This window comes from Streptomyces sp. NPDC030183 (genome assembly GCF_055573455.1).
Map to the genome: position 1 here is coordinate 179,828 of NZ_JBVIBK010000008.1, position 12,792 is coordinate 192,619.

Annotated in this window: 9 protein-coding genes and 1 riboswitch; of the genes, 5 read left to right on the forward strand and 4 right to left on the reverse strand. The window is 70.3% G+C overall.

Annotated elements, in window-relative coordinates:
* Positions 1-80 precede the first annotated feature (80 nt).
* Together ACZ4Z2_RS12205 and ACZ4Z2_RS12210 are read left to right on the forward strand one after the other, a co-directional pair.
* Positions 81-1,370 carry a PspC domain-containing protein gene (locus ACZ4Z2_RS12205; RefSeq protein ID WP_468074942.1) on the forward strand — a complete coding sequence of 430 codons (1,290 nt, stop codon included), beginning with the start codon at positions 81-83 and terminating at the stop codon, positions 1,368-1,370.
* Positions 1,367-2,269, forward strand: a complete 903-nt coding sequence (locus tag ACZ4Z2_RS12210) for a LuxR C-terminal-related transcriptional regulator (protein ID WP_468074944.1) — start codon at positions 1,367-1,369, stop codon at positions 2,267-2,269. The genes ACZ4Z2_RS12205 and ACZ4Z2_RS12210 overlap by 4 nt, the downstream gene beginning before the upstream one ends.
* 254 nt (positions 2,270-2,523) lie before the next feature.
* On the opposite strand, the gene ACZ4Z2_RS12215 is transcribed toward ACZ4Z2_RS12210, so the two are convergent.
* Complete coding sequence (locus ACZ4Z2_RS12215; RefSeq protein ID WP_468074946.1) at positions 2,524-3,603, reverse strand: C40 family peptidase; 1,080 nt, start codon at positions 3,601-3,603, stop codon at positions 2,524-2,526.
* A 482-nt stretch (positions 3,604-4,085) separates the two neighbouring features.
* On the opposite strand from ACZ4Z2_RS12215, the gene ACZ4Z2_RS12220 reads away from it, so the two are divergent.
* A complete protein-coding gene (locus ACZ4Z2_RS12220; RefSeq protein ID WP_468074948.1) occupies positions 4,086-4,439 on the forward strand; it encodes a hypothetical protein in 354 nt (117 codons plus the stop codon).
* Positions 4,440-4,515: 76 nt separating this feature from the next.
* Here ACZ4Z2_RS12220 and ACZ4Z2_RS12225 read toward each other — a convergent pair whose 3' ends face one another.
* Positions 4,516-5,715 (reverse strand): C40 family peptidase, encoded by a 1,200-nt coding sequence (locus tag ACZ4Z2_RS12225; RefSeq protein WP_468074950.1) that lies wholly within the window; start codon positions 5,713-5,715, stop codon positions 4,516-4,518.
* A gap of 9 nt (positions 5,716-5,724) precedes the next feature.
* A riboswitch (cyclic di-AMP (ydaO/yuaA leader) is annotated at positions 5,725-5,899 on the reverse strand.
* 273 nt (positions 5,900-6,172) lie between these two features.
* Here ACZ4Z2_RS12225 and pcrA point away from each other — a divergent pair.
* A complete protein-coding gene (gene pcrA, locus ACZ4Z2_RS12230) occupies positions 6,173-8,671 on the forward strand; it encodes a DNA helicase PcrA (protein ID WP_468074952.1) in 2,499 nt (832 codons plus the stop codon).
* Between the two features lie 103 nt (positions 8,672-8,774).
* Here pcrA and ACZ4Z2_RS12235 read toward each other — a convergent pair whose 3' ends face one another.
* Both ACZ4Z2_RS12235 and ACZ4Z2_RS12240 read right to left on the reverse strand, forming a co-directional pair.
* Complete coding sequence (locus ACZ4Z2_RS12235) at positions 8,775-10,349, reverse strand: M23 family metallopeptidase (protein WP_468074953.1); 1,575 nt, start codon at positions 10,347-10,349, stop codon at positions 8,775-8,777.
* A 462-nt stretch (positions 10,350-10,811) separates the two neighbouring features.
* On the reverse strand, positions 10,812-11,660 hold the full coding sequence (locus tag ACZ4Z2_RS12240) for a lipase family alpha/beta hydrolase (RefSeq protein ID WP_468074955.1): 849 nt from the start codon (positions 11,658-11,660) through the stop codon (positions 10,812-10,814).
* A gap of 693 nt (positions 11,661-12,353) precedes the next feature.
* Between ACZ4Z2_RS12240 and ACZ4Z2_RS12245 the strand changes: the two genes are divergently transcribed.
* A complete protein-coding gene (locus ACZ4Z2_RS12245; protein WP_059127249.1) occupies positions 12,354-12,770 on the forward strand; it encodes a cobalamin B12-binding domain-containing protein in 417 nt (138 codons plus the stop codon).
* The last annotated feature ends 22 nt before the right edge of the window (positions 12,771-12,792 follow it).

A 12,792-nucleotide genomic window follows, 5' to 3' on the forward strand; every position in this document is an offset into this window, starting at 1 on the left:
CATGGCCCGGCCGAAGATCAGGGGCGTCTCGGGGATCGACCCTGATGCCTCGATCGGCCGTGCGTGTGAACATCGATGGCATGCCGGAAGCCGCAGCACTGCCCATCGACACTCCGCGGCCCCCGCGCAAGCTCTACCGCAGCAGCGACGGTCGCTGGCTGGGCGGGGTGGCGCGAGGGCTCGCAGGGCATCTCGGGCTGCCTGTGACCTGGGTCCGGCTCGTGTTCGTCGGCCTGTTCACGGCAGACGGCCTGGGCGCGCTGGTGTACGCGGCGTTCTGGTTCTTCGTGCCACTCGGCGTCGGCGGGGTCGACAATCAGCGGCCGTCGGCCATCACCTCCGAGACGTCCCCCGACGGCCGCCGCAGACTCGTCGCCCGCCGGCCCGACCGGGGTCAGATCGTCGCCCTTCTCCTCATGGTCGTCGTGGCCATGGTGTTCGTCGGCAATGTGAATCTGGGTGACGGTGCCAGGGCGTATCTCTGGCCGACGGTGCTGGTCGCCGCGGGTGTGGCCCTCGTCTGGCGTCAGGCGGACAACGCGCGGCGCGCACGCTGGGCCGAGGTCGGCCGCCGTCGGCGCACCCTCACCCTGCTCCGCTCGGTGGCCGGAGTCCTGCTGGTCACCGCCGGCGTCTCCGGGATATTCGTCCTGCAAGGCTCCGCCGCCCACCTCGGCTCGGTGTTGCAGGCAGCGCTCGCGGTCCTCGTGGGGATAGCGCTGCTGGCGGGCCCCTACCTCGTCAGGATGACGCAGGACCTCTCCGAGGAGCGCCTGATGCGTATCCGCGCCCAGGAACGCGCGGAGGTCGCGGCCCATGTCCACGACTCGGTGCTGCACACCCTGACGCTGATACAGCGCAACGCGGACAACCCCAACGAGGTCCGCCGCCTGGCCCGCGCCCAGGAGCGGGACCTGCGCAACTGGCTCTACAAACCCGAGGGCACCGGCAAGGACGAGGACGACGAGCCCGACACCCTCGCCGAGGCCGTGCGGCGCAACGCGGCGGAGGTCGAGGACAAGCACGGAGTCCCCATAGAGGTGGTCGTCGTCGGCGACTGCCCCCTCGACGAGGGACTGACCGCGCAGATGCAGGCCGCGCGCGAGGCGATGGTGAACGCCGCCAAGTACGGTGGCGAGGGCGGCGCCGTACAGGTCTTCGCCGAGGTCGAGGGAAGGACGGTCTTCGTGTCCGTGCGTGACCGCGGTCCCGGCTTCGATCTCGACGCGATACCCGCCGACCGCATGGGCGTCAGAGAATCGATCATCGGCCGCATGGAGCGGAACGGCGGTACGGCACGGCTCCGCGCCGTACCGGGCGGCGGCACGGAGGTCGAGCTGGAGATGGAGAGGGCGGAGACGACGTCATGAGTGACGCGAACGGGCCGAACGACCTTGCCAGGCAGACCGGTTCGGGTACGGAACCGACCGCGGGCCGGGGAGGCGACGGGGTCGCGCAGGGCCCCGGACCCGCCGGTGGCGAACCCGGTACGGCCGCGGGCCAGGAGGAGTTCGGAGGCGCCGGTGTCTCCGACGCGTCCGCGCCCGGCGGCGGCTCCGTCGGTCCCGTGGCAGGGGGAGAGCCGGCGGCCGCGGCGTCCGGGCCCGGGCGGCATGTTCGGGTTGTACTCGTCGACGATCACCGTATGTTCCGTACGGGAGTGCAGGCCGAGATCGGGCAGACGGAGCGCACGGGGGTCGAGGTCGTCGGGGAGGCACCTGATGTCGACCAGGCGGTCTCGGTGATCACGAGCACCCGTCCCGAGGTGGTGCTCCTGGACGTCCACCTCCCCGGCGGCGGTGGAGTGGAAGTCCTGCGCCGCTGCTCGGCTTTGATGGCGGACACCGAGCGGCCGGTTCGCTTCCTCGCGCTGTCCGTGTCGGACGCGGCGGAGGACGTCATCGGGGTGATCCGGGGAGGCGCGCGGGGCTATGTCACCAAGACGATCACCGGCACCGATCTCGTCGACTCCATCTTCCGGGTCCAGGACGGGGACGCCGTGTTCTCCCCGCGGCTGGCCGGCTTCGTCCTCGACGCCTTCGCCTCCACCGACGCCCCGCCCGTCGACGAGGACCTCGACCGCCTCACCCAGCGTGAGCGTGAGGTGCTGCGTCTCATCGCCCGTGGCTACGCGTACAAGGAGATCGCCAAGCAGCTCTACATCTCGGTGAAGACGGTGGAGTCCCATGTCTCCGCGGTACTCCGCAAGTTGCAGCTCTCCAACCGGCATGAGCTGACGAGATGGGCGACGGCACGACGGCTGGTGTAGGGGCGGGCGACCCACCGGCAGGGCCGCTGCCCCAGCCGCGACCACGAACCGCCCCACCTCTCAGCACCGCTCCGCCACTGGCCACCGTGCCGCCGACGGCTCCTGCGGCTCCGACGGCCCGGCCACTCGGCGGTGCTACCCCGCGCGGTAGCACCGACCCGAACCTAGTCTGACCCGAACCCGGGGGTGCCCCGAGGCACCCCGCCCCAGCCCTCCCTCTCACCCAACTCCTCAGCTCAACCCTCCGTCCTCGCTCAAGCCACCCGCGTGGCGCCGGTGAACGGCATTTCGTCGAGGGGGGCCACGCGTACCGGGGCCGAGGGGTTCGGGGCGTGGATCATCTGGCCGTTGCCCACGTAGATGCCCACGTGACTGATGCCGGAGTAGAAGAAGACGAGGTCGCCGGGGAGCAGTTCGGAGCGGGAGACGCGGCGGCCGGTGCCGATCTGGGCGTACGTGGTGCGGGGGAGGGAGACGCCGGCGGAGCGGTAGGCGGCCTGGGTGAGGCCGGAACAGTCGAAGGCGTTGGGGCCGGTGGCCCCCCAGACGTAGGGGCTGCCGAGCTTGGAGTACGCGTAGGAAACGGCTGAGGCGGCGCGGGGGTTGGGGGCGTCGGAGGTGGAAGAGACCGGTGAGACCGGGCCGGTGACGGTGCGCGGGGACGAGAGGGAGGAGCGCGAGGCGTGGCCCGTACCGGAGCCGGGGGTGCCCAGGCGGGTGCGGTCCTCGGGGGCGAGGCGGTCGAGGAGGCGTCGTGCCTCGGTCAGCTTCGAGGTCACCGTCTTCTTGTGCTGCTTGACCTCCTGCTGCTTGGTCCTGAGGGTGCCCAGTTCGACCCGGGCGGCCCCGCGGAGCCGTTCGATCTCCAGCAACTGCTGCCGTACACCTGCCACATCGGCAGCCTGGCGGCTGCCGACGCGTTCGGCGAGGGCGGCGTTGTCGAGGTACTGGTCCGGATCACCGGAGAGGGTCAGCTGCCAGGACGGGTCGATGCCACCGCTCCGGTACTGCGCGGTGGCCAGTGACCCCAGTTGCTCGCGGGCGGAGTTGAGCCGATCGGTGCGGCGGGCTGCCTGGTCGCGCAGCTCCTCCAGGTTCTCCTGCGCCTTGTCGGCCTTCTCCTTGGCGCCGTTGTACTTGTCGGTGGCGACCTCCGCCTCCTCGTACAGCTTGTCCACCTTCGCCTTGATCTGCTCGGGCGTGAGGTGGGGTTCGGCGTACCCGGTACCGTCGAAACCGGTCGCGGTCGCCGCGCCCGCGAGGGCGAGGGTCGCGGCCGTGCGGACCGTCGGGCCGCCGAGCGAGCGCTGTCTGGGCTTGCGGTGCGCTGCCACGTGGGACTCCATGTCCTCTCGTACGACCGCCGTCCGTACGTCGGAGCGCACAGACCGCCTGGGGGAGCGGTTACGCATCCGGCGGCGGCCCGCACAGGGGGGAGCGGGACGCCGCCGGACTTTCTCGGCGGTGGTGTCCGACTGCCGCCCCTGGCCCGGGCGGCGGTGGGGAGCCGGTCACCTGAGGGAGGACGCTAAACCTCACTGTGTCGGCTCGGTAACGCGTTGTACGGAAGTGGCGTGCACCGACCGCGAGGTGACCGTATGTGACCGTGGCCGCGCCTCGACGCCGCCGCAATCACGCTGTGCAATGACCGATGCGTCGATTCCTGACCGGAGCTGGGTGAGGCGGTGCTATGGGGCGCATATATGCAAGATCATCCGGGCTCTGACGGCCGCCCCTGCACGCGCCGCGCCCCCGGGCGCCGAGGCACCCGCCCCCGGTGCCCGGCCGGTCGACGCCCCCTCAATAGGCTCCGCCCATGGACGTACTCATCCACCTCTTCGTCGGGCTCCACATCATCGGGATCGCCGCTCTCCTGGGCGGTTTCCTCACCCAGATGAAGGCCATGGGCCAGGGCACCGCCCGCTTCGTCCCCGCCATGCTGCACGGCGCGCTCACCATGCTGATCACCGGAGCGATCCTCGTCGGGCTCAACCAGGCCGACGACCAGCCCGTCAACAACATCAAGATCGGCATCAAGATGGCGCTGCTGATCGTGATCCTGGGGCTGGTGTACGTGAAGCGCGACGAGGAGAGCGTGGACAAGTCGCTGTTCGGACTGGTGGGCGCCCTCACCACGGCGAACATCTTCATCGCGGTGCTCTGGACCTGAGCCGACCCGCCTCCCGGCGAACCCGCCGCTCGGACCTGTCGCGCCTGTAGGACCTGTCGTGCCTGTCGCGCGACCGCTACGCCGGCCGAACCACGCTGTGGATCGAGGACTCGCCGTCGTAGAAGATCGACTCCTCGCGGACGTAGGTCCCCGGCTTCGGGGCGTGGATCATCATGCCGTTGCCGATGTAGAGGCCGACGTGGCCGATGTTGTCGTAGAAGAAGATCAGGTCGCCGGGGCGGGCCGCGGAGAGTGAGACGGTCGTGCCGGCGTTGACCTGGTCGTAGGTGGTGCGGGGGAGGTCGACGCCGGCGGCCTTCCAGGCGGCCTGGGTGAGGCCGGAGCAGTCGTAGGAGCCGGGGCCGGTGGCGCCCCAGACGTACGGCTTGCCGATCTGCGCGCGGGCGAAGGCGAGGGCCTTGGTGGCCTTCGAGGCGTACGTCGCGTCCTCGACCGTCGTCGTGGTCCCGGTGGAGGGGGGTGTGGAGGTCTCCTGAGGGGCCTCCTGGGTTTGCTGGGTCTCCTGGGGCGCCGCGGTCTCCTGGGCCGGCTCGGCCCGTGCGGCCGTCGCCGCCTGCTGCCGTGCCAGCTCCTCCGCCTTGCGGTCGGCTTCCTCCCGCTTGCGCTGCTGGAGGTCCGCGAGGCGGGCCTTCTCCTCCGCGGTGAGCTGGGAGAGCAGTTCGCGGGCCGCAGCGAGCTTCGCCTGGACCTTGGCCTTGCTGGACTTGAGGGCGTTCTGCGACTCGGTGAGCTGTTCGAGGCCGTCGGACGCCTCCTGGCGCCGCTTCGAGGTCTCCGCCTGCTGTGTGACGTACTCGTCGACGGCCTCCTGCTGGCGGTCCGTCAGCCGGTCCATCAACTGGTTCTGGGCGAAGTACTCCTGCGGGTCGTCCGCCAGGAGCAGGGCCGCCGTGTCGGGGGCGGCGGCCCCCGTGCGGTACTGGGCGGCGGCGTACGAACCCAGCTCCTCGCGCGCTTCGTTGAGCTTTTCCGTCCGCTTCGCGACGTCGTCGAGGAGGTTGTCGACCTGTTTCTTCTGTTTTGTCGTCTTCTCCTTGGCCGAGTTGTACTTCTCGGTCGCCGTCTCCGCCTGGCGGTAGAGGTCGCCTACCTTCTTCTCGACCTCCTCCAGGCTCGGCTTGTCGTCGGTGGAGGGGGCGGCGGTGGCCGTCTGGGAGAGAAGGGCCACGGAGGTGAGGGCGGCGGTGGCGAGAGCGGGGGTACGTATGCCCGCGCGCGTTCGGACGGCCGGACGCGGCTTGCGGTGCGGCGCCATGGTTCGGCGACTCCTTCCGTGGTCCGCCTACCGAGTTAGCTGTCGGGTTCGGGCGCAAGCTTTCGGAAGGTTTGCCCTACGGCCCTCGCCGCGTACGGCGGTCGGGCCGATTCACCCCATGAGATCGGTGGGTCCCCGGCTCCGGCTGCCGTGAGGGGCGTGCCGGACTCGGCGGAGGCCGTGCGGCCCGGCGACGTTCGCCGGTTGGGTCGTACGGCCTGACCCAAGACGCTAGCCAACTGGTGTGGTCCGTGTGAAGGTTGATGTTCGATATGCCCGATACGTTTTCGTGACCTTGGCCTCGCGGGCGCGATAGGTGCTACGTTCGATCGCTCACCGTGATGGGCTGGGTGCGACTGGTGGCCGGTGGTCCCGAGGGGCGGCCCGGAGCGTGCCCGGTACGGACTTCCCGGGGCGGCCCCTCGCTGTCAGTGGGGGCGCCTAGACTCGGAGAGCGATGAGCAGCCTCTTTGACGACAGCTTCCTGGCGGACCTCCAGGCCCCCCGCGGCCGCGGCGAGGAGCCCCCGCCGCCGCCCGAGGACGATCATGTGCCGGAGTCGATTCCGGACGATCTGTTCGGCGGGAAGTTCGACGTGCCGCCGGACCGGGACGCCTACTACCGCGACGGCGCCCCACGCCCCGCGATCGACGCGGCGGCGCTCCTGGACGGGCTGAACGAGAACCAGCGCGCGGCCGTCGTGCACGCCGGCAGCCCCCTGCTCATCGTGGCCGGCGCCGGCTCCGGCAAGACCCGGGTGCTCACCCACCGCATCGCCCACCTGCTGGGCGAGCGGAATGTCCACCCGGGCCAGATCCTCGCGATCACCTTCACCAACAAGGCCGCGGGCGAGATGAAGGAGCGCGTCGAACAGCTCGTGGGGCCCCGGGCCAACGCGATGTGGGTCATGACCTTCCACAGCGCCTGCGTCCGCATCCTGCGCCGCGAGAGCAAGAAGCTGGGCTTCACCTCCTCCTTCTCGATCTACGACGCAGCCGACAGCAAGCGTCTGATGGCCCTGGTCTGCCGTGATCTGGACCTCGACCCCAAGCGTTTCCCGCCCAAGTCCTTCAGCGCCAAGATCAGCAACCTGAAGAACGAGCTGATCGACGAGGAGGACTTCGCCGCCCAGGCCACCGACGGCTTCGAGAAGACCCTCGCCCAGGCCTACGCGCTCTACCAGTCCCGCCTCCGCGAGGCGAACGCGCTCGACTTCGACGACCTGATCATGACGACGGTCAATCTGCTCCGCGCCTTCCCGGATGTCGCCGAGCACTACCGCCGCCGGTTCCGCCATGTCCTCGTCGATGAGTACCAGGACACCAACCACGCCCAGTACGCCCTGGTCAGGGAACTGGTCGGCACCTCCGAGCACCCGGTCGACGTGCCCCCCGGCGAGTACGACATCCCGCCCGCCGAGCTGTGCGTCGTCGGTGACGCCGACCAGTCGATCTACGCCTTCCGCGGTGCGACGATCCGCAACATCCTCCAGTTCGAGGAGGACTACCCGAACGCGACGACGATCCTGCTCGAACAGAACTACCGCTCCACGCAGACGATCCTCTCCGCCGCCAACGCCGTCATCGAGCGCAACGAGTCCCGCCGCCCCAAGAACCTGTGGACCAACGCGGGCGCCGGCGCCCAGATCACCGGGTACGTCGCCGACACCGAGCACGACGAGGCCCAGTTCGTCGCCGACGAGATAGACCGCCTGACGGACGCGGGCGAGGCGAAGGCCGGGGACGTCGCCGTCTTCTACCGGACCAACGCCCAGTCCCGTGTGTTCGAAGAGGTCTTCATCCGCGTCGGCCTGCCCTACAAGGTCGTCGGCGGTGTCCGCTTCTACGAGCGCAAGGAGGTCCGGGACGTCCTGGCCTACCTGCGCGTCCTCGCCAACCCCGAGGACTCCGTCCCGCTGCGCCGCATCCTCAACGTCCCCAAGCGGGGCATCGGCGACCGCGCCGAGGCGATGATCGACGCCCTCTCGCAGCGGGAGAAGATCAGCTTCCCGCAGGCGCTGAAGCGCGTCGACGAGGCGTACGGCATGGCCGCCCGGTCGACGAACGCGGTCAAGCGGTTCAACACGCTCATGGAGGACCTGCGTACCGTCGTCGAGTCCGGCGCCGGCCCGGCGACCGTCCTGGAGGCGGTCCTCGAACGCACGGGCTATCTGGCCGAGTTGCAGGCATCCACCGACCCCCAGGACGAGACCCGTATCGAGAACCTCCAGGAACTCGCGGCCGTGGCCCTGGAGTTCGAGCAGGAGTCCGCCGCCGGGGAGGGCGAGGGCGCGACGTCCGCGGGTCTCGCCGAGTTCCTGGAGCGGGTCGCCCTGGTCGCCGACTCCGACCAGATCCCCGACGAGGACGAGGACGGCTCGGGCGTCATCACGCTCATGACCCTCCACACCGCCAAGGGCCTGGAGTTCCCCGTCGTCTTCCTGACCGGCATGGAGGACGGCGTCTTCCCGCACATGCGCGCCCTCGGCCAGACCAAGGAACTGGAGGAGGAGCGCCGCCTCGCCTACGTCGGCATCACCCGCGCGCGCGAACGGCTCTACCTCACCCGGTCGTCGATGCGCAGCGCCTGGGGCCAGCCGTCGTACAACCCGCCGTCCCGCTTCCTGGAGGAGATTCCGGCCACCTACCTGGAGTGGAAGCGCAAGGGCGGCTCCGCGCCGATGGCTTCCGGCCCGGTCGGCGGGATCGCGTCGTCGCTGTCGTCGTCGCGTTCCCGTTCCTCCGCCTCGGGCGCGTCCGGCTTCGCCACCCGCCGCACCAACGAGAAGCCGGTGGTCTCCCTCGCCGTCGGCGACCGTGTCACCCACGACCAGTTCGGCCTCGGCACCGTCGTCGCCGTCAAGGGCACGGGAGCCAACGGGGAGGCGACGATCGACTTCGGCGATGCCAAGCCGAAGCGGCTGCTGCTGCGGTACGCGCCGGTGGAGAAGCTGTAGCGACCCGTCGGAGGCTCGGCGACGAGCCTCCGCCTCCGGTGACATGACTCGGGCCCCTGCTCAGCAGGGGCCCGGTTGTCGTGTTGGTGCCGGTCGGCGACGGTTACGTCGGGTCCAGTCCGTGGCTGCGCAGCCACGGCAGGGGGTCTATGGCCGAGCCGCCCGCGGGGTGGACCTCGAAGTGCAGGTGCGGGCCGGTCGAGTTGCCCGAGTTGCCCGAGTAGGCGATGACATCTCCGGCCTTGACCGTCGCACCGGAGGCGACCTTGTACGTGGAGAGGTGGCAGTACCAGGTCTCCGTGCCGTCCTTGGCGGTCACGATGACCATGTTGCCGTAGGCCGGGTTCCACTGCGTGCGCACGGTGCCGTCGGTCGCGGCCATCACGGGCGTGCCGTACGAGACGGGGAAGTCGATACCGGTGTGCAGCGACATCCAGTTGACGCCGGACTGCCCGTAGTACGCGCTGAGCCCGTGCCGGGCGACCGGCAGTGCGAACTTCGGCCGCAGTCGTTCCTTGCGGGCCGCCTCGGCCGCCGCCTTCTTCTGCTCCAGCTCCTGCTGGGCCTTGAGGTCGATGCGCTCCTGTGTGCGGCTCGCCCGGTCGGCGAAGTCGTCGGCCTCGGCGGACAGGTTCTCCAGCTGGGTGTCGAGCTGGTTGTTGGCCGTGGACGGCTTGACGGCGGTGGCGTCCGACTTGGTCGCCGCCGTCGTCTCCGTCTCGCCACCGCCGACGCCCACGGAGGCCGCCGCGATGCCCGCGACACCCATCACGCACGCCGACGGGACGGCCACGGTCAGCAGGGCGGAACGTTTGGCCGGAGCGCGGCGACGTGAGCGCGAGGCCGCGCGAGCGGCCGCCCGGCCCGGGCCGGCGCTCGCGGTGGCGGTCGGGGTGACCTCCTCCTGGTCGTCGAGGAGCGCGGCACCGCCGGGCTCGAACTCACCGTCTTCGGACGGGGCTTGGTCCTGGTCGAATCCGGCGATCGACTCGAAGGTGGCGGTCGCCTGCTGGGCGAACTCCACGGCCTCGGGGGAGGGGTGCTCGTGCGTCTCGGGTGACTCGGGGGCGCTGTCCCCGTGGTCGTACGACTCGGACGCGCTGCCGTCGTGCTCGTCCGCCGCACCGTCGGTGTTCCACTGCGTGGCGTCGAACACGCCCGTCGCGAAGTGTTGCACCCCCACCCACTGCTGGGTCTGGTCGGCGTCCAACTGATCCGTCTGACCGAGCTGTTCCGCCTGGAGCCAGCCGCTCGCGTCCCACTGGCCGCTGGTGTCCGGCCCCGCCGACTGGGACGGAACCTGGGCGAGGTGCTCGTAACCCGCGGACCAGGCCGTCGTGTCGTAGTTGCCCGTGTCGTACGCGGCTTGGTGCTGCGCGGCGTACGGGTCGTAGTTCAGCGTCTGGTGGCTGCCCGTGGACCACTGGGAGGCGTCGTAGGAGCCGGTGCCCGAGTCGCTGCCGGGAAGGTCGCCGAAAAGAGGGTCGGCTTCGAAGGTTCCGGTGGCGTTTGTCTGGGCACCCGTGGCGGAGTCAAAACCAGTGGCGGAGTGATCGCCGTACGTGGTGAAGTCGCCGTAACTGGCTCCCTGGTGGCCGTACGACGCGTAGTGCGCCGGGTCGGCATCGGAGGCCGGAGCCGGGGATGTTGCGGTCCCCGACGGGTGACGATCGTTCACCAACTTCTCTTTCGCCTCGACGACAGGGGCTGGCAGAGCAGTGCGGCGACTGTACCCGGCGGTACGCGGGCGCGACAATCTTCAACGGGTTTCACGGCCGCAGGAAACGGGCATTCGAGCGTCTTTCGGCGGTCTGTGGGTACGAGTTTGGCTTTGCGTTCGAAGTTTGTTCGATAACTCGTGGCTGTGCGGGGCCTGTGAGGCGGCCGAGTTCCGGGGTTGCGGGCGCTCCTCGACGTGTGGGTGGGTCGGCCGTGGGGCGCGTGGATGCCGAGTGGAAGGGTGTCGCGGGTCCGGCGCGTGGCGGGGGCGTGCGGACGCGCGCCGTGTTTACGCCCATGTGCCCCTAGTTGTCACCCTGTGGTCGGGTCGCGGCGGAGGCGGTGCGCTCACCGCGGTCGGTTTGGGGGTCGTGCGGAGAGCAGGGGTCGCGCCGCAGGCGCTGTCGCGCCGTTGCCGCTGTCACGCCACGGTCAGGCCGGCGGGGCGGGTCGCCGTCGGGGCCGCGTCCAGCGCCTGGCGGACCTCGTGGGCGACGGTGGGGTGCACGGGCAGGGCGAGGTGACCGATGCCGGTGACCTGGACGTTGCGCATCATGAGGTCCGGGTGGTCGATGCAGGCGGTCTCCACGGGGACCATCACATGGTCCAGATCGCTCCAGAACGCCACGAAATGCGTACGGCAGCCCGGCGCCGGCGCGCGCAACTCCTCCAGCACGTCCGAACCCGGCCGCATCTGCCGGACGATCGGGTGCGCGTTCGCCAGGGGCGCCACCTGGGTGCCGCCGTGCGGAGTGCCGAGGGTGACGAGCGTACGGATCCGGTGGTCGCCGCCGAGCCGCTGCACGTAGTACCGCGCGATCAGTCCGCCCAGACTGTGCCCGACGATGTCCACCCGCTCCCGGCCGGTGCGCTCGCAGATGTCCTCGATGTGCCGGCCGAGCAGCTCGGCGGCGACGCGGATGTCGCAGGTCAGAGGCGAGTAGTTGAGGGACTCCACATGCCGGCCGCCGTCCTGGGCGAGGGCGCGGCGCAGCAGGACAAACACGGAGCGGTTGTCGATGAAACCGTGCAGGAGGACGACCGGGGGCTTGTCCTCCGTCGGCAGCCGGGGCGCGTCCGCCGGAAGGGGCGCGGGGGTGATCCGGCGCTCCTGGACGATCCCGGACGGGTAGAGCAGGAGATGTCCGGCGAGGATCGCCAGTTCCAGGGCGGTCGCCTTGAGGAGGGCCACCGAAAGGCCCGCCAGCCTGGCGGGCAGGAGTCGCTCACAGAGCGGAAGAAGGGGCGCTGCCGCCCTGGTGACCTTCATGCCCGACCCTCCCGTCGGCAGACGGTCGGACGGCCGGCGTCCCCCCGTATGCCCTAGTGGAGAGCCCGCGGCGCGAGCGGCGGTCGGCTGGACGCGAAACCGGGTCATCCGCGGCGCTTGGTGCGTCCGCCCACATCCGGGGTGTCCGGATGCTTCCGATCCTGCAACGCGTGGTGCGTACGCGGCGCATGAGGCGCCGGTGACGCCACGGGAGCCGTGGATGTTCCTTCTGGCCCCCGCTGTCCTGCCGTCCACCGTCCGCCGGCGTCGATCCCCCACCGCCGTGGCTCCCGTGAACGGCGGGGGTGGTGCGGCGCCTTGCTGACGGCCCTCCTGTGCGCACGTTTCCGTTCGTGACGCGCGCGGCACGGGGCTGAGGTGCCCGGCAGGACTGCCGTGGCACCTCGATCCCCGCGACGCGTGAGCCGCGAGAACCGGGAACAGTGCGCGGCGAACGTGTCCCATCGTGTGATTTCCCCCTCGGTCTCCACCGCGAAACTGCCGGTTGCGGGATGCTGGGGATAACGTTCGTTCACTTCCCCGGTATGTGGTGCGGGTGGTCGTTCTGCGGAACTGATGACATGCGGACGTGCCCGGTGCGACGGGTAGTGATATGTGCGGGTTTCGCGGTACGTGCGGTATTGACGGCCGTGCTCTGTTACGGATGGGTGTAGTCGTTTCATGGAGGCAGTGATGGGTGTGGCAGCCGGTCCGATCCGCGTGGTGGTGGCCAAGCCGGGGCTCGACGGCCACGATCGCGGGGCCAAGGTGATCGCGCGGGCGCTGCGTGACGCCGGTATGGAGGTCATCTACACCGGCCTGCACCAGACGCCGGAGCAGATCGTCGACACCGCGATCCAGGAGGACGCCGACGCGATCGGACTCTCCATTCTCTCGGGGGCCCACAACACGCTTTTCGCGGCCGTGATCGAGCTCCTCAAGGAGCGCGACGCCGAGGACATCCTCGTCTTCGGCGGCGGCATCATCCCCGAGGCCGACATCCCGCCCCTCAAGGAGAAGGGTGTCGCCGAGATCTTCACCCCCGGGGCGACGACGGCGTCGATCGTGGACTGGGTACGGGCGAACGTCCGACAGCCGGCGGGCGCGTAACCGCCCCGCCGGGTCCGCCGCC